Annotated in this window: 14 protein-coding genes; 9 read left to right on the top strand and 5 right to left on the bottom strand. The window is 64.4% G+C overall.

The window, feature by feature from the left end; all coding sequences use genetic code 11:
* Nucleotides 1-4 precede the first annotated feature (4 nt).
* Nucleotides 5-790 carry a crotonase/enoyl-CoA hydratase family protein gene (locus A5780_RS19375; RefSeq protein WP_064909175.1) on the bottom strand — a complete coding sequence of 262 codons (786 nt, stop codon included), beginning with the start codon at nt 788-790 and terminating at the stop codon, nt 5-7.
* Complete coding sequence (locus tag A5780_RS19370) at nt 787-1,551, bottom strand: SDR family NAD(P)-dependent oxidoreductase (protein ID WP_064909174.1); 765 nt, start codon at nt 1,549-1,551, stop codon at nt 787-789. The genes A5780_RS19375 and A5780_RS19370 overlap by 4 nt, the downstream gene beginning before the upstream one ends.
* A 247-nt stretch (nt 1,552-1,798) precedes the next feature.
* Between A5780_RS19370 and A5780_RS19365 the strand changes: the two genes are divergently transcribed.
* From A5780_RS19365 to A5780_RS19340, 6 genes are all read left to right on the top strand, one after another.
* On the top strand, nt 1,799-2,665 hold the full coding sequence (locus A5780_RS19365; RefSeq protein WP_064909173.1) for a hypothetical protein: 867 nt from the start codon (nt 1,799-1,801) through the stop codon (nt 2,663-2,665).
* Nucleotides 2,665-3,087 carry a Zn-ribbon domain-containing OB-fold protein gene (locus A5780_RS19360; protein WP_064909172.1) on the top strand — a complete coding sequence of 141 codons (423 nt, stop codon included), beginning with the start codon at nt 2,665-2,667 and terminating at the stop codon, nt 3,085-3,087. The genes A5780_RS19365 and A5780_RS19360 overlap by 1 nt, the downstream gene beginning before the upstream one ends.
* Complete coding sequence (locus A5780_RS19355) at nt 3,084-4,625, top strand: class I adenylate-forming enzyme family protein (RefSeq protein WP_064909171.1); 1,542 nt, start codon at nt 3,084-3,086, stop codon at nt 4,623-4,625. Before A5780_RS19360 ends, A5780_RS19355 begins: the two co-directional genes overlap by 4 nt.
* The gene (locus A5780_RS19350; protein WP_064909170.1) at nt 4,622-5,791 is read left to right on the top strand and encodes a thiolase family protein; all 1,170 of its coding nucleotides are present in this window, start codon (nt 4,622-4,624) and stop codon (nt 5,789-5,791) included. Before A5780_RS19355 ends, A5780_RS19350 begins: the two co-directional genes overlap by 4 nt.
* A 17-nt stretch (nt 5,792-5,808) precedes the next feature.
* Nucleotides 5,809-6,594 (top strand): enoyl-CoA hydratase/isomerase family protein, encoded by a 786-nt coding sequence (locus A5780_RS19345; RefSeq protein ID WP_369829536.1) that lies wholly within the window; start codon nt 5,809-5,811, stop codon nt 6,592-6,594.
* Between the two features lie 269 nt (nt 6,595-6,863).
* A complete protein-coding gene (locus tag A5780_RS19340; RefSeq protein ID WP_082976570.1) occupies nt 6,864-7,736 on the top strand; it encodes a FadR/GntR family transcriptional regulator in 873 nt (290 codons plus the stop codon).
* Nucleotides 7,737-7,777: 41 nt separating this feature from the next.
* Here the strand turns inward: A5780_RS19340 and A5780_RS19335 are convergent, their stop codons facing one another.
* Nucleotides 7,778-11,116 (bottom strand): protein kinase, encoded by a 3,339-nt coding sequence (locus tag A5780_RS19335; protein ID WP_369829535.1) that lies wholly within the window; start codon nt 11,114-11,116, stop codon nt 7,778-7,780.
* A gap of 274 nt (nt 11,117-11,390) precedes the next feature.
* Between A5780_RS19335 and A5780_RS19330 the strand changes: the two genes are divergently transcribed.
* The 3 genes from A5780_RS19330 (at nt 11,391) to A5780_RS19320 (ending at nt 14,864) form a co-directional block, all read left to right on the top strand.
* Nucleotides 11,391-12,434, top strand: coding sequence for an alcohol dehydrogenase catalytic domain-containing protein (locus A5780_RS19330; protein WP_064909168.1), 1,044 nt, complete (start codon nt 11,391-11,393; stop codon nt 12,432-12,434).
* Nucleotides 12,435-12,604: 170 nt separating this feature from the next.
* Nucleotides 12,605-13,801 carry a cytochrome P450 gene (locus tag A5780_RS19325; RefSeq protein WP_064909167.1) on the top strand — a complete coding sequence of 399 codons (1,197 nt, stop codon included), beginning with the start codon at nt 12,605-12,607 and terminating at the stop codon, nt 13,799-13,801.
* 31 nt (nt 13,802-13,832) lie between these two features.
* The gene (locus tag A5780_RS19320) at nt 13,833-14,864 is read left to right on the top strand and encodes an NAD(P)-dependent alcohol dehydrogenase (RefSeq protein WP_064909166.1); all 1,032 of its coding nucleotides are present in this window, start codon (nt 13,833-13,835) and stop codon (nt 14,862-14,864) included.
* Between the two features lie 414 nt (nt 14,865-15,278).
* Here A5780_RS19320 and A5780_RS43150 read toward each other — a convergent pair whose 3' ends face one another.
* Together A5780_RS43150 and A5780_RS41085 are read right to left on the bottom strand one after the other, a co-directional pair.
* Entirely contained in the window at nt 15,279-15,992 is a 714-nt protein-coding gene (locus tag A5780_RS43150; protein ID WP_369829537.1) for a CocE/NonD family hydrolase C-terminal non-catalytic domain-containing protein, read from the bottom strand.
* 180 nt (nt 15,993-16,172) lie between these two features.
* Nucleotides 16,173-16,418 (bottom strand): hypothetical protein, encoded by a 246-nt coding sequence (locus tag A5780_RS41085; protein ID WP_197521796.1) that lies wholly within the window; start codon nt 16,416-16,418, stop codon nt 16,173-16,175.
* Nucleotides 16,419-17,153: the final 735 nt, after the last annotated feature.

The following is a 17,153-nucleotide window of genomic DNA, read 5'->3' as shown; positions in this document are numbered from 1 at the left end:
CCTGTCAGCTTCCCGACCACCGGGGTTCACGTTTCTCGGCGAACGCCGCGGTTCCTTCGCGAGCATCGGCCGAGTGGCGCACCGGATCGACGATGGCTTCCTGCTGGGAGAAAGCCTCGGCCGCAGACCAATCACCGGACTCGACGATCACCTGTTTCGACGCACGCACTGCCAGAGGCCCGTTCCGGCCGATCTCCTCGGCAAGTTCCACCGCTAGCCGGCGAGCGTGGCCGGGTTCAGCCACCCGATTCACCAGACCGCGCTCCGCACACCACGCGGCGGACAGTTGGCGACCGGTCAGAATCGCCTCCATGGCCAGGTGGTAGGGGATCCGCGAGGGCAATCGCAGTAGACCACCGCCCGCGGCGGTAAGGCCCCTCCGCACCTCAGGCAGCCCGAACACTGCATTCTCGGCGGCGACGATCAAGTCGCAGGCCAAGGCCATCTCGAAGCCTCCGCCCACGGCCGCGCCTTCCACCGCGGCGATCAGCGGGGTGCTCGGTGGTTTGCGTACCAGGCCGAACGCGCCGCGTTTCGCGTCGACGGGGCGTTCGCCGGTTGCCCGGAAGGCCTTCAAATCCATGCCCGCCGAGAAATGGCCGCCGGCGCCGGCCAGGACGATCGCCCGGCATTCGGGATCATCGTCCAAGACGTCGAACGTGCGGCTGATCGCCTCCGCGGTGGCGAGGTCGATGGCATTGCGGGCTTCCGGTCGGTTGATCGTGAGAACGACTACGCCCTGGGGTAATTCGTCGATCAGCAGTGACGAGGCGTACGCGGGGGCGCTCATCGCGCGGCCATCCGGATAGCGCCGTCGAGGCGGATGGTTTCACCGTTGATCATGGGATTTTCCATGATGTGGACCGCGAGTGCCCCGAACTCCGCCGGATCGCCGAGACGGCTGGGATGCGGCACCGATTGTCCGAGCTTCTCCCGGACGTTCTCGGGAAGCCGGGCGAGCAGCGGCGTGTCGAAAATGCCGGGAGCGATGGTCGCCACTCGGATCTGGTAGGTGGCGAGATCGCGCGCGGCGACGATGGTCATGCCGACGACGCCCGCCTTCGACGAGGCGTAGGGGATTTGACCGACCTGTCCCTCCCATGCTGCGACGGACGCCGTCATCACGATGGCTCCGCGATCCCCGTCCAGCGGCTCGTTGTGCACCATCCGACCAGCGCTCAGCCGCAGCACGTTGTAGGAGCCGATCAGATTGGTGTGAATGACACCCGCGTAGTTCTCCAGCGGGTTGGGCCGACCCTGCTTGTCGAGGATGCGCGTGGTGTGGCTACGCCCCGCACAGTGGACAACGGCACGCAACGGGCCGTGAGCCTCGGCCTGGTCGAGCGCGGCCGCCACCGAAACCTCGTCGGTGACGTCGGCGGCCACGAAGTCGGCGCTGCCACCGAAGCTTTCGGCGACCTCCGCGCCGGCGGATGTGGGCAGATCCAGAATCGTCACGTGCGCGCCGCGCTTGGCCAGCGCTCTGGCACTGGCCAAGCCTAGACCGGACGCACCGCCGGTGATCAGCGCAGATGTTCCATCAAGATTCACGAATTTCTCCTCACATCTCGAGACGCCTTACCCAACGACCGAGCAAGGGACGATTAACAGTAATAATATAATCATGTTTCTTGGCCGTCGGTAAGCCCTGCCAGAGTGACCGCCCACACGGAACAAGCCTGGCGAGGGATGTCCAGAGTTCGCCCGACGCACTTCTCATACCCACTAAAATATGACTATGATATTGATAGATTTCGGCCGTGAGAGGTTCCGCGGCCCAGCCGGTGAGGAGAACGAAGTGGGAAAAACCCTGCTCGAACGAGAGAGTGACCATCCTCAGGAGGTCGTCTCCGAAAACAACGGGCGCCGCATCGTCATTATGGACTCAGCGCGCTGGGTCGATGAGCGGAACACCGGGCGCGACGTCGTCCTACCGGCGTCCTACATCGGCGTCCTGCCCGCCCGGATGTGTGCGGTGCACCGCCCACGTGGCGTGATCGGGCACGACGCGTGTGTCGGCAAGGACGGCGCAGGCATCGCCGGGCTGTGGTATCTGGAATCCCTCGGCATCCCCGCCGCGACCGCGGACGGTATGACGGTCGAGATGGGCAACGGCCGCGATCTCTACGACAGCGGGGTCATTTCTTATGTGAATTACCACGCCGAACTCGTCGGGGTATCGGTCGGGATGCCCGTTCGCGTCGCGGCGGAGCTGCTCCGCGACAACGATCCCGGCGATACGACCGTGGGCAACAAGATCCGGCGGAAGATCTTCGAGGAGTTGCCCGACGGCCGCCGTGTCGTCGTCACCGATTCCATCGTCTGGGCACTCCCCGAGGACGCCGGTCGCAGCGTCATGGTCACAGCGGGACACACCGGCCGCAGTGGCGCGAAATTCCTGATCGAGGCCGACCCATGGGCCTTCATCTGCCACGACGGCGGCATGTCGAAGAACGACTCGGGCATCGTGGGCTTGCGGACCGCCGAGGAGGCAGGGCTGGCCGGCGCCTGCATCGATGGGCGGACCGCGCCGATCGGGGACGCCTTTCGCGGCTACCGCGAGGGGATGATCAGCGCCTGCAACGGCCCCGCACGCGACCGTGGCGTCACCATCGGTATGCCGGTGTCGGTAGCAGCTCATTACCTGCTCGTGGGCGGGCGCTGATGGCGGTGCAATTCACGCGGCCGCTTCCCTCCCCGACCGAGCTGACGGCGCCGTTCTGGGAAGCCGCTCGCAACCATCGTCTGATCCGTCCGGTCTGCGACGACTGCGACCGCAGCTTCTTCACTCCGCAATTGATCTGTCCGCACTGTCTCGGAGAGCGGTGGAACTACCGGATCAGCATCGGCCGTGGATTCGTCTACAGCAGCACCCGCGTTCACCGCTCGCCGTCACCAGCCTTGCCCGCACCGTATGAACTGGCAATCGTCGAAATCGACGAAGGGTGGCACATGCTCGCGAACATCGTCGCCACTGGCCCGGCGCCAACTCCGATCGGCACTCGAGTCGAGGTCACCTGGCTCGAGGTCGATGAGCACTGGACCCTTCCCGCTTTCCAAACCACCGATATAGAGGATCTGCGATGAACATCGGACTCGCATTCAGCAGGAACGCTCGGCGCAACCCCGACGGACTCGCGTGTTTCAGCAGCACGCGGTCGCGGACCTGGTCCGAAGTCAACGACCGAGCCTGCCGCCTTGCGAATCTGCTCATCGAGCGCTACAGGGTGCACCGCGGCGATTGCGTCGCCGCCTTGGTCGCCAACCGTCCGGAGGTGCTCGAACTGGTCGGCGGCTGCGCGAAGGCAGGAGCCGTTTATGTCGGGCTGAATTTTCGTCTGGGCGAACCCGAGTACACCGAAATCTTCGACAACTGCCGACCGAAGATCATTCTGGCCGACTCCGAGCTGGCGCCGATGGCCCGGCGGCTCACCGAGGGCAGCGATGTCGTCGTCCTGGATATCGATGACGACAGCGAGTACGAGGCGCAGCTGAGCACCGCGTCGGCCGCAGCGCCGCGCACCGAGCGCGAAGTGGGGCCGGGTGACGACTTCTGCATCGTGTACTCGAGCGGCACAACCGGTCGGCCGAAAGGGATCCTCTTCAGCGTCGGCGCGACGCTGCAACACGCTGCCGTGGCCGTGAGCGAATACGAGCTGACGGCCGATACGCGGTGGTTGATTGCCATCCCTCACAACTCGAGCATGCAGATCACCATCGCACCCCTCACCCTCCTCGGCGGCGCGATCGGATTCATGGACTCGCGCGGTTTCAAGCCCGAGCGCTTCGTCGCCGATGTGCGCGCGAACGACGTCACCCACACCTTTCTGGTGCCGACCATGCTCATCCGGCTACTCGAATCCGACGTCAGCGTCGAATCGATCCCCACGCTGCGGACGATCGGATACGGATCAGCGCCTATCGCCCCGGACCGAGTCGCCGCTTTGATCGAACGTTTCGGCCCGATCTTCATCCAGCTCTACGGAATGGCCGAAATCGCCTCGATCGGGACGATGCTTCGCAAGAGCGATCACGCCCTCGCCGCGGCCGGACGTCCCGAGCTGTTCGCGACCTGCGGTAAGGAGTCGCTGGAGGTCATGGTCCGGCTCGTCGACGAGACCGGTGCCGACGTAGCGGCGGGACAATCGGGCGAAGTTGTCTTCGGAACCCCGCACACGATGGCCGGCTACTACCGCGAACCGGACCGGACATCGGAAGTACTCATCGACGGCTGGATGCATTCCGGTGACATCGGACAATGGACAACGGACGGCTATCTGAAGATCGTGGGCCGAAAGAAGGACCTCATCATTCGCGGCGGCTTCAATATCGCGCCCACCGAAATCGAGAACGTCCTGACGCTGCACGAGCAGGTACGCGATGCGGCCGTCGTCGGACTGGACGACCCTGAATGGGGTGAGGCCATCGCCGCGGTGGTTGTCCCGAGCGGACCCGCGGCTCCCGTAGCCGAGGAGCTGATGCAGTGGTGCCGCGACCACGGCCTTCCCAGCATCAAGGTGCCGGAACGAATCGAAGTCTGGCAGGACCTGCCACGAAACGCGGTCGGCAAAACGGTCAAAGCCAAGATCCGTGAACAGCTCGACGCACCGGCCGCAGTGTCATGACCGCGCATCCCTTCCACGACATCGCCATCGTCGGTGTCGGAATGACGGAGCAGGCCAGGCGGCTCGACATGAATTCGCTGTCAGCCAGTGTGCGGGCGGCCAAAGCCGCGCTCGCCGACGCCGGCATCGATCGAACCGAGGTCGACGGCATCTGCGCTAGATGGCCCGGCCCCGGCGGCACCGTTTTCCAACCCGGATCGGCCGACTGGGCAGGATTATTGGGTATTCCGGTGCGATGGATCGGCGACACCTATCCGCAGGGAGTCCCCGCAGTGCTCGACGCCGCCGCGGCAATCGCCACGGGCCAGTGCCACACCGTGCTGATCACCGGTGGACAAGCGGGCGTCATGAACGCCGAAGCCGGCCGGGTCGCCTCCTACACCCGTCCCGCGAACGAATTCGTCGAGCCCTACGGATCGTTCACCACCGCCCAATTCGCGCTGGTCGCGCAGCGCTACCTGTACGAATATCCGCATGCGCGGGAAGCGATGGCCGCGGTCGCCGCGACCATCCGCAACACAGGATCGATCAACCCCGATGCTGTGATGGCCGGCCGCGGCCCGTACACAGCCGATGACGTCCTCGCCGCCCCGCCACTGGTCGATCCCTTCACGCGTCTGGAAGTGTGCCTGGCCAACGAGGGCGCCGCCGCGCTGGTTGTCACAACGATGGAGCGGGCCAGAGACCTGGACTCGGCGCCGGTGCGGATCCTCGGCGGTGGCGCCGAGTGGATGCGCCAACAGTACGTAGACCCTCCCCTGTACGACGATGTGTGGACGATCGGGGCCGACGCCGCCCGGCGGGCGTTCGGTACCGCCGGACTCGAACCCGGTGACCTCGACTTCGTGCAGCTCTATGACGTCAATTCCGCCGAGGTACTCAGGCAGTACGAGGCACTGGGATTCTGCAAACAGGGCGACGGCGGACCCTTTGCTCTCGATATCGGTATCGGCATCGATGGCGGACTTCCCACCTGCACCGACGGGGGCGTTCTTTCCTTCAGCCACATCGGTTGGGGCGCACCCACATTGAAGATCATCGAAGCCGTCCGGCAGATCCGCGGACGGAGCGGCGCCCGGCAGGTGGCGGGCGCTCGAACCGGGCTGGTCGCCGGCGCGGGGTCCGGTGCCCAGTATTACAACGTTCTGATCTTGAGCGCCGACTGAATCCGAATGAAAGAACAATGATGTCAGACATCGAATACGAAGTGGCCGATCACGTCGCCACCATCCGGCTCAACCGGCCGCACCGAAAAAATGCGTTCACCCTCGAGATGATCGACGCCTGGGCCGACGCGTTGAGCGAGGCCGAACGCGACCCGAACACGCGAGTCGTTGTCGTCACTGGTGCCGGTGGTTCGTTCTGTTCCGGCGTCGATCTGACAGTGCTGGAGCAGATCGAGCCGACGCCGCTGGGCGCGAAGAATTTGCTGACCAAGCATGTCCACCGAGTCGCGCATGCCGCCGAGGCGCTGAGTAAGCCGTACCTCGCCGCGGTCTCCGGGGATGCCTTCGGCGCCGGCATGGATATGGCCCTGCTCGCCGACATCCGATTGGCGTCGGAATCGGCACGATTTTCCCAGGCCTATATTCGGGTGGGCCTGGTGCCGGGCGACGGTGGGTGTTATCTACTGCCCCGAATCGTCGGCACGGCCAACGCATTACAGCTGATGTGGACGGGACGGACGGTCGACGCCGCCGAAGCATTGGCGCTCGGCCTGGTCAGCGCGGTCCATCCCGCTGCGGAATTGGACCGGGCGATATGCGCCCTGGCAACCGAAATAGCGAGTCAACCACCCATCGCGGTGCAGATGATCAAGCGAAGTACGAAACTCGGTGAGAAGCACGACCTTACAACAGCATTGGACCTGATTTCTTCTCACCATGCCGTCGTCATGTCGACCGAGGACTCCCGAGAGGCGCGACGCGCCCTGGCTGAGAAGCGTTCCGCACATTTCACGGGTCGATGATGTTCACGCCGGAACCGAAGACACTGTCGGTTGAATGCCGTTACCCGCCCGATCCGATGACTATCGCACAAGCTGAGGTCATACTCCATCTTCACCAATTCTGCGACCGGCACGCCTGTCTACACCTCAGGGACGCCGTCCGAATAGCCGGCACGCTCGGCTCGCGCACACTCGGACACCCATCCGATGATCCGGCTCACCGGCACGGCGCCATGGCCGGGCGAACGGGCACCGGATGGTTGGCGCGGGAATAAATATATGATGATCATATGCCCGGAAAGACAGCGCCCGACGCCCGCACCCCCGCTTCCCGCTCTGCCGGGACGGCTGGACGCGACTCCGCGGCCGGTAAGGAGGACACTACCGAGATCATGCCCCTTTTCCGGGACGTCACTCCACGCACGCGCCGATCGGAGATGCCGCGCAAGCGATCGGAGGTCGTCGCGCAACGGATCGTGCGAATGATTCGCGAGGACGGGCTGCGTACCGGAGACGCGCTGCCGATCGAAGCGGATATGAACGAATCGTTCGGTGTCGGGCGAAGCACTGTGCGCGAAGCGCTGCGGATCCTGGAGCAGCAAGGAGTGATCAACATCCGGCCGGGCCGAGGTGGCGGACCGACGGTCGGCCTGCCCGATTCCCGCCAGCTCGCCAGCACACTGGCGCTGCTGATGCAGTTCTCCGACACTCCTTTCCGATCTGTTCTGGAGGTACGCGAGTACATCGAGCCGATCGCGGCGGCGCTGTGCGCGCGCAATGGCAATCAGCGCGTTCTGGATGGCATTCGGCAGTCCGTGGAAGCGATGCGGGCCGGGCTGGCCGACGAAGAATTGTTCTTGTACGAGAATCACCGCTTTCACGAACTCGTCGCCGAAGGTTCGGGCAATCCGCTGCTCACGTATTTCCTCAACTCCTTGGACTGGATCATCGATGGGGCCCGCCTGGGCGTGGTCTACAGCCGGACCTCGCGCAAACATGTCGCCGAAATCCACGAGCAGATCTGCGAAGCGATCGAAGACTGCGACTCCGACCGCGCACGGGACGTGATGAGCCAGCACATGGCAGAAACTCGGGCCTTCTTCGAACGAAAGTTTCCCAAGGTTATGGACCAGGCGCTGACCTGGGAGATGTACGGATCCTGATACCCAAGCCAGGAGTTCGCCGACAGCGCGAATGCGCCGTCTCAGCGGACCGTCGACGCGGCGGTTTGCGCAGTGGATCCGTAACCACGCCGTTGGGCCCGGATCCAGACGGAAATCTCCTTCTTCGATCTGACGCCGAGTTTTGTCCGTATCTGCTCCAAGTGCCGCCGCGCCGCGGCCAGTGAGATGGCCAATTCCCCCGCGATGTCATCGTTGCTCAGGCCCCGCGCCACCAGCTCACCGACTTCCCGCTCCATGGCGGTCAGCATCGGCCCTGCCACAGCCGTCCTCGAACGGCCCGCGGCGAGGGCGAACGCAATTGCCCGGTCGGCCGTCATCCGCGAGCCGCGGCGATAGGCGCCACGAAACCCCGACTCCCCCAGCGCTTCCCATGCCAGGCGCCAGCATTTCTCGTGGTGGTTACGAAGCTCGGGAAAGAGTATCGCGGAGCTGCCCACCGCCGCGCCCAGAGCATCGGCGGCCCCCATCAGCAGGGCCGCGTCGCCCATGTCCGAGGTCTCGGCGGCGACCCATGCCAGGGCCTCGAGGCACACTGCGGTCACCAAGGGCTGATCCACGACCTGGCACAGTCGCAAGCATTGCCGAAACAACTCCGATGCCCGCTCCGAGTCATCCTGCCGAAACACCGTAATCCCCAGTGCCCACAACGAATACGACCGGTACACGGATTCACCGGCCGCGTCGGTGATCTCGAGGACCTTCTCCTGACACGCGATGGCCCGCTCCGGGCGCCCGTCCAAGTCGTATGCCAGTCCCAGCATCATCAGGATCCACACCCTCGTCGCCTGATCGTCATCGACCGTGAAGACGGCGAGTGCGTCCTCGAGATATCCGCAGGCCTTCGCGACGTCACCGCTGTACAGTGCCAGGAGCCCCGCCGCGTGAGCCATCCGTGCGACACCTACACGATGCCCTTCCTTCGCCGCGATCGCTTGCCCTTCGGCGACGAGTTCACCGCCGATAGCCAACTCGCCCTGTAGCTCCGCCAGGACGCTATCGGCATACATTGCCTTCAGACGATGCGCCGAGGAGTCGACACAGCCTTCGGACAAAGCTCGATCCAGCCAGTACCTGCCCTCGCTGAGCAGGTTCCGCGACAACCAGAAGGGGAACAGACCGGCCGCGATCCGCAACGCCGATTCCGTATCCGCGCCTTCTTCATCCGACAGCGCGTACTCCATCGCTTCTCGGAGGTTGGCCTGTTCACGTCCGAGCCGGGCGAGCCACCTCAGTTGCTCGGCACCCACCCAATTTGCTTCGGCTTCGAGCACCAATTGTCGGTACCACTCGTGATGACGTCGCCGCAACGATGCGTAAATCCCGCCTGCCTGAGCCTTCTCCCGCCCGAATTCGCGCAGCGTCTCGAGCATCCGATAACGCACCACACCGTCGAGCTCTTCCCTGATCAGGATGGACTTGTCGACCAGAGAGACCAAGCAGTCCAGCAAGTCGACCGCGCCGTCTTCCGCCAGGCACACAGCCTCCACGGCATCGAGTTCGGAACTGCCCGCGAATACCGACAGTTGCGCCCACGCCAGTTGTTCGGCCGCGGTGCACAGCTCATAACTCCATTCCACGCACAGGCGCAGCGTTTGTTGCCGAGTCGGCGCGACCCGATTCGAATGGGTGAGCAGCTTGTATCGGTCGGTCAATCGCTGCGACAGCTGCTCCACCGACATCGCCCGCAACCGCGCCGTCGCCAGCTCGATCGCCAAGGGCAGGCCGTCGAGGTGCCGGCAGATCCGCACGACCGTGCCGAGATTCTCATCCGTGATCTCGAATCTCGGGACGGCCGTGGCGGCACGCTCCTCGAACAACGTCACCGCGTCGTAGCCGGAGACGCCGATCAGCGCCGGCTCTTCGCCGGGGTCGGGGACGGTCAGGGGCGGCACCCGCAGTACCTTTTCTCCCTCGATATCCAGCGGCTCGCGGCTGGTCGCCAGGACCCGCAAGGCAGGACAGGCGCGCAGCAGAGTCCGAGCCAGTCGTGCGACGGCCTCGATCATGTGCTCACAGTTGTCCAGCACGACCAGCGCACGACGCGTTGCGAGATACTCCACGACGACGTCCTGCATCGGTGCGGCGGACTGATTCCCCAAACCCAGCGAAGAGGCCAACGCATCCGCTATCAGCGACTCGTCCTGCAGTTCTGCCAGTTCTACCAGCCACACCCCGTCGGGATAACTCTTACGTACGTCTCCGGCCAACCGCAGCGCCAGCCGGGTCTTGCCGACACCGCCGATCCCGGTCAACGTCACCAGTCGTGACTTAGTCAACTGCTCGCGCGCTGCCCCCAATTCCGCCTTGCGGCCTACGAAGCTGGTCAACTCCGACGGCAGGCGTCCCACGGTACTACGACCCGAATGCGCGCCACCATAACCGATCGGCGCCGGGCCGGGCTCGGGGAGTCCGGGTTCTTTCCGAGCCTCGCCGCCCTCGGCAGGCAAGGTCATATCGTCGACAATGAGCCCACAGTCGGATTCGATCGCGCGCAAGGTTTCCCCGAACTCCGCGGCAGTGCTCGGCCGGGCGACGGGTTCTGCCGCCATCGCTCGCTCTATCGCATCGGCCAACCCACCCGGTACGCCGCGCTCGCGCAGGTCCGGGACAGGGCCGGTCGTTATCCGGACGAATTGGGTCACCACCCGTTCGCCGGTCCGTCGCTCGAATGCGGCGTGGCCGGTCAGTGCACTGAACAGCGTTGCCGCAAGACTGTAGACATCGGAAGCGGGACTGGGCCGCTCGCCCTTCAGTACTTCCGGAGCGGTGAACGCCGGGGAGGCGATGACCGTGCCGGCGGCGGTCTCGAACCCCCCGGCAAAGTGCGCTATCCCAAAATCGGTCAGCGCCGGCTCACCGTATCGGGTCAGCAGAATATTTCCCGGCTTGATGTCACAGTGCAGCACGCCGAGCCGGTGCGCGGTCTCCACAGCCCCAGCCAGCTTGACGCCCAGTCGCAACACTTGCGGCACCGAGAGCGGGCCACTGCGGCGGATGACGGCGTCCAGAGACTCTCGCGGATGGTACTGCATGACCAGGAACGGATACCCGCTCTGCGTGGCACCGACTTGCAGGACCGTGACGATGTTCGGATGGCCGGTCAATCGGCCCATGGCCTGCTGCTCCCGCAGGAAACGCGTCCGATTCTCGTCGTCGATGCCCCGAGTGAGTACTTTGACCGCCACAACTCGGTCCAGGGCCGGCTGTGCACACCGGTACACCGCACCGAACCCACCCCGACCGATTTCCAACGGATCATCGAACCCGGCCGCCCGCAACTCCGACTCCAGAGTGGCGGCTTCGTCACTCTGCGTCGCGAACAGGTCGCTACTGCCCATCGAATCCTCGTCTACCTTCACGATTCTACCGTCGACGGCGCACTACTCACCCCACATAAGCACCGGCATCGGCGACTCCTCGAAACGCAACGCACGGGCCGTAACCTACGCCACGACCTTGTCCCGCCGCTGCGGATTCCGCACTGCGTACCGACATTTCCCACGGCCGAGGCGCGCTCGCCGACCCGCGTAGTGCGATGCCGCCGACCCGGATGCAGCTGCCGGCTTCCCATTGCCTACGGAAAACATGATCACTATATTTATGGTGATCATGTTTTAATGAAAGGAGGCGGCCATGCGCGCCGTCCAGTACTTGGGCGTCCAGGACGTATCCGTGACAGAGGTGGACGAGCCGAAACTTCAGCCGTCCCACGCTCTGGTGCGAGTCGTTGCCGCGGGGGTGTGCCAAACAGACATCCATATGCGGGCTTCCAGCGAGCCGATGCTGACTCCCGGCACTGTGCTGGGGCACGAAATCTGCGGTCGGATCGTCGAACTCGCCGACAACGTCGAGAACTATGCCGTCGGAGATCAGGTCGTGGTGTATCCCGTCTGGTCGTGTCGGGTCTGCCGCCAGTGCGTCGCCGGCCGGGAGAACGCATGCCTGAACACGGGAGGGAGAATGTTCCCGGCGCCGACGCCAGGCGTGTCGGCAGACGGTGGGCTGGCCGAGTTGGTGGCCGTACCCGCCGCCGCTCTCGTCCCCGCGGCAGGTCTCGATCCGGCCTTCGCGGCAATCCTGCCCGATGCCGGACTGGTTCCCTATCACTCGATCAACGCGGCCCGAGATCTGCTGCGGCCGGGCGCGACTGCCGCGATCATCGGCATCGGCGGACTCGGTCAATTAGCGGTCGAATTACTCCGAACGCTGACGGGGGTACGAATCATCGCACTCGACATCAAGGACGAGGCGCTGGCCGCCGTGCAGGACAAGGTCGACCACACATTCCGGTCCGACCGGGCGGGAGTAGACGTCGACATACTCACTGCCGCCGACGGACACGGACTGGATTTCGTGCTGGATCTGGTCGGCAATTCGCAGACCCTGAGCCTGTCCGCGTCCGTCGTCGCACCCTATGGCACGATCCGCGTACCCGGCCTGAACGACGGCGTCTTCGAATTCGAGACCTCCCAACTATCAACGTCCCTGCCCTGGGGCGCATCCATCATCCGACCCTACAGCGGCACCCGGCAGGATCTGACCGATCTCGTAGCGCTCGCCCGAACGGGCCGAATCAACGCGAACGTGACCCGTTACCGATTCGGCGATGTGATGCAAGCCTTCGACGACCTCGAAGCGGGAAAAATCAACGGGCGCGCAGTGATCGTCATGAACTGACCTCGACCGGCCTTCCGCTGGATTCGCGGTCGCGACCCTTGCAAAATAACATGAATATATTTAGTATGTTTTTCGTCACGCGCGCATAGTGTCCCGCGCATCACATCCAGCTATCCCTCGGCACCGGAACGGATTCGGTGACGTCGACAGTCCTGATTTGGAGGTCAAAGGTGACAACCACGACGGGTTTCGATCCGCTATCCCCCATCGTTCAGCAGAATCCCTACCCCTACTACAAGGAGCTCCGCGCCAGCGCTCCAGTGCACTACATCGAATCGGTCGGAGCCTGGGGAATCTTCCGGTACACCGACGTCGAGAACGCCTTCAAGCATCCGGAGATCTTCTCCGCCAAGGACTTTGTCGCCAACGCGTTCGGTGAGTTCGATCCGGTCCCCGAGACCAAGTCGATCATCGCTACCGATCCGCCGGAGCATTCACGCATCCGGCGGCTCGCGAACGCCGGCTTCCGCCCCGGGGCTATCAAGGCGATGGAGCCCAAAGTGGACGCGGTGGTCGAGCGGCTCCTGGACAATCTCGAATCCAAGCGTTCCGAGTTCGACCTCGTTTCCGACTATGCCGCGTACGTGCCGGTCAATGTCACGGCGGACCTGCTCGGTGTCGAGGATCCGGAGGTCCGGGAAGACTTCAAACGATGGACGATGGATCTGCTGAAGTCGCCGAACCGCGCCGTTCTGCCCCAGGAAGAACTCGACCGGATCCACCGTAGCGTGGCCGAACTTCGCGCATACTTCACCGACCAGATCGAGTACCGGCGCAAGAATCCGGGAAATGACCTTGTCTCCGATCTGGTGCGAGCGGAGGAGGAGGCCCAAACCCTCACGGCGACAGAGATATTGAGCCTGGTTACGTTGATGCAGTTCGGTGGGTCGGAAACCCCGTCTCATCTCATCAGCTCGACGGTCTACAACCTCTTCACGCATCCGGAGATCCTGGCGGAAGTCCGCCGCGATCCGAACCGCGCGCTTGCCGCGGTACAGGAAACTTTGCGCCAGAACTCACCCGTGCAAATGGTGTTCCAGACCTCCACCCAGGACGTCGAGGTAGCGGGAGTGACGATCCCAGCGGACGCAATGGTGTTCTCCTACATCAGTTCCGCGAACCACGACGACACGGTTTTCGACGACCCCGAGAGCTTCATTCTCGATCGTCCGAACCTCAATAAACACCTCTCCTTCGCCACCGGTGCACACCACTGCATCGGCGCGCCCCTCGGTCGCATGATGTGCGCGAAAGCGGTCGGCGCGCTGCTGAGCCGATACCCCGATCTGCAACCCCTCGAAGCGGCCCCGGAATGGATGCCGTCCTACTGGGTGCGCGGACTGGCCGCATACCGATTCACCGCGTGATGACGCAACCCGCAACTACGAAGGGAATTTTGTGCGCGCAGCTCAATTGCCATCCTTGGGCTCCGACCTCGAAATCGTGGAAGTCCCCGACCCCACGCCCGGACCCGGAGAAGTTGTCGTGCGGATAGCGGCTTCCGGGGTCTGCCACTCGGACCTCACGATCCAGCAGGGCGGCCCGGGAATGCCACCGACGCCGTACTTCCCGTGGACACCCGGTCACGAGAACACCGGCTTCGTGCACGCACTCGGCGCCGGCGTGACCGGACTCGCCGTAGGCGACGCGGTGGCGGTCTGGCCCGGCTGGGGGGACGGGACATGCCGGGTATGCCGAGCAGGCCACGAACACGTCTGCCCGAACGTCAGCTACGTCGGTGTCACCCAACCCGGAGGCTGGGCAGACTATCTCCTGGTGCCCGCCGCGCGGCATCTGGTTTCGCTCGGCGACCTGGATCCGGTGGCCGCCGCACCGCTGACCGATGCAGGACTCACCGCGTACGGCGCGGTCGCGAAAGTGCTGGAACGGCTCAGCGGATCCGATCGAAGCGTGGGCATCATCGGCGCCGGCGGCTTGGGCCAGTTCGCGATCAAATACTTGGCCGCACTCACCTCGGCGACAATTGTCGCCATCGATACCGACGAGGCCAAACGAGCACACGCGCTAGACATCGGCGCGGCATTGTCGGTGGACCCGACCACCGACGACGCCATCCCGCAATTGCAGAACGTGTCCGAGGGCGGACTGGGGCTCGACGCCGTCATCGATTTCGTCGGAATAGACAGCACCCTGTGCCTCGCCGCCGCCACTACCGTCGCCTGCGGTGCGATCATCCTGGTCGGCATCGGTGGCGGCACACTCGATTTCGGCTACACCAATCCCAATCAGCAAGTGCAGGTCAGTACCAGCTCGCTCGGGTCGCGCGCGGACTTGGCCACTGTGATCGAACTGTGGAAGGAGCACGGTATCAACGCTGAAACCACACGGTATCGCCTCGACGAGGTGAACGACGCGCTCCGTGACCTCGCCGCGCACAAGATCGGTGAGCGGGCAGTCCTGGTTCTCTGACGGCTCGCCTGCTACGGCGCGCTCCGAACGAGCACGCCGCCCGACCACCCGCCCCTCAGCGGGAGACATATCCCCGAACCGGGTTGGTCCACCTCACCACGCGGTGAGGTGGACCAACCCGACTGTGTCCGAACCCGTGCCGAGCGGCGCGGCCTTGCCGGGCACCTCCGCGAAGCCGGAGTGGTCCGACTCGATCATCGGCGCGCTAGCTGTAGACCCGCCCTTTCCTGGACTGCCGGGCCGCTGGCGGCGACCACATCGACGACCGCCCGGCATCACTGGCCGAATACCAGCGGGCGATCGACGCATCGACCATTCGAATCGCGGATCTGACCGAACGCCGGGACGCTCTGCGGCGACGACTGCATGCCGCGGCATACCGACACGGTGAATCCGCAGCGCCAGCACCGGGGCTCACCGTTCTGCCACCGGACCTGCCGGTGCCCGGTCGACGATGGAGCCGCGTCTCACCTCACTGGGCAACCCCTGCCGCAGTTGGCCTTCGACAGCACCGACGGCACGGTCGTCGACCTTCCCGCGTCGGCAGCCGACGAGTTGTCCTCTACCTCTATCCGCTGACCGGCCGCCCGGACACCGACCTGCCTGTCGGATGGAACACGATTCCCGGAGCCCGCAACCGCACCGCGCAGGCGTGCGATTTCCGGAACCATCACCACGGCCGAAGGGCGAGTACACGACGAAGGGGGCAAGCTCATCGCCCACGCCACAACCACCTGCATCCTGCTGCCCACCCACTAACCGACGTCGCCGACCGCTCGATCGTACCGGCACTATCGGTCCGCGGACCGTGCACCGAGTAGGCGGCCACAGCCGCCGCCTCACCGCCCTACGCCGGACCAGAAATTGCGGGCAGCAGATCCTCGAGGACCGAGGCGCGCCGTGAGCAATTTCCTGCTGGGCCACCAGTGACCGTGTGCCCCGATCGGCGGGCTCGCCGATGTTGAGATTTCGCTCCCACCGCGGGAAGTTGCTGGATGTGACCTGTACCCGGATGCGATGACCGGCGCGGAACACATAACTGATGGACCACAGATCAACGATCTGTTCGTGAATTCGCCAGGGTGGCAACTGCCCGCACGATGCCGTCGGCGATGTTGCGTGAGACATCGTCGGCGTCGACATCGCACAGGCGGACGACCCGATCGGTCGTCGGCGAGGCGGTCTCTGGTGTAGGCGCAGACGTCGGGCCGGACTTCGCCCCGGGCTTGGTCCGGCTTGTACTCGTTCTACAGCAGTAGGGCGCCACTGGTGGTCGGCACCGGGTCGCTGGGGTCGTATGTGAAGGTATCAGGTGCCTTCGTCGGCTTCCGGGGCGTCGAAGGCGAGGCGGTGATCGGCACGCAGGAACAAGTCGGTCCCGACAGCGCGCGGGCCAGCGGCCACTCCTGTTTCCACGCGCTGGTTGATGCTCATGACGAACAGCAGGACCGGCGGCAATGAGGGCCGAGTAGCGCCGTCGACATCGGCATCAGCGAGGGCTTCACCACCCTCACCATGGGTGAGCTCACCGAGCGGCTGCTGCTCCAAAGCCACGCTCTGCAGCCTCGCCGCAACGAAGGAGCAGCTGGTGGTATGGGCCACCAAACAGTTCTTCGGCGAATCGGCCAAGCACATCGAAGCCGACATCAGGCAAGGGCGTCACGAAGAGAGTCCTTTCCGGTAGCGGCGCGAGCATCGGCTGGCTGTCGAGACCACCGTCAGCGGTAACCGAATCTCCACAGCCTCAGCCGTTCCGTCGCCGAGCTGCCCATAGAGTTCACGGAGGACGGGAGAGCCGTTGCGATGCCGCCGGGCCGATCGCCACGCCGGCGGCATCGCTACTTTCGGTGTCCGACGAGATCGTTTCCCCAGTCGGAGCGATATCTCAGCGGGATCGTTCAACGGAAAGCGATCATAATCGTCAGATTCCACACTGAAGCCGACACCTAGACGTCCGCCACGATGAGCGACGCACAGCTATTGCACGTTTATCGCACGTATCCAAGAGCAGCTTGAGAAAGCGTCGCTCACCTGGTCCAACAAAGTGGTCCCAGCTGGTTTCGAACCAGCGACCGCTCGCGTGTGAGGGTCCTGGCACCCAGACTGGCCACTCAGCGTGCGATGGTTCAGCCTAAGCTTATCTGTTCGACACTTGGGCAACACGTTTCGATCAACTACGCGGGAGGGCTACGTGGCGAAGAAGGTCATCGTCTGTCAACTTCGGTTGAATGGTGACCCGGTCGTTCCGGTTGAATTTGGACCCACCCCTTGTTGGTTTGGTTAGTCGTT

The organism is Nocardia sp. 852002-20019_SCH5090214 (assembly GCF_001665865.1).
GTDB classification, from domain to species: Bacteria; Actinomycetota; Actinomycetes; order Mycobacteriales; family Mycobacteriaceae; genus Nocardia; species Nocardia nova.
This window is presented reverse-complemented; position numbering and strand designations above follow the sequence as displayed.

Bases quoted from the DNA above. Each gene is read 5' to 3' on its own strand.
- A5780_RS19375 (WP_064909175.1), bottom strand. From the start codon at position 790: ATGAGCGCCCCCGCGTACGCCTCGTCACTGCTGATCGACGAATTACCC.
- A5780_RS19360 (WP_064909172.1), top strand. From the start codon at position 2,665: ATGGCGGTGCAATTCACGCGGCCGCTTCCCTCCCCGACCGAGCTGACG.
- A5780_RS19355 (WP_064909171.1), top strand. From the start codon at position 3,084: ATGAACATCGGACTCGCATTCAGCAGGAACGCTCGGCGCAACCCCGAC.
- A5780_RS19350 (WP_064909170.1), top strand. From the start codon at position 4,622: ATGACCGCGCATCCCTTCCACGACATCGCCATCGTCGGTGTCGGAATG.
- A5780_RS19345 (WP_369829536.1), top strand. From the start codon at position 5,809: ATGATGTCAGACATCGAATACGAAGTGGCCGATCACGTCGCCACCATC.
- A5780_RS19340 (WP_082976570.1), top strand. From the start codon at position 6,864: ATGCCCGGAAAGACAGCGCCCGACGCCCGCACCCCCGCTTCCCGCTCT.
- A5780_RS19330 (WP_064909168.1), top strand. From the start codon at position 11,391: ATGCGCGCCGTCCAGTACTTGGGCGTCCAGGACGTATCCGTGACAGAG.
- A5780_RS43150 (WP_369829537.1), bottom strand. From the start codon at position 15,992: ATGTCTCACGCAACATCGCCGACGGCATCGTGCGGGCAGTTGCCACCC.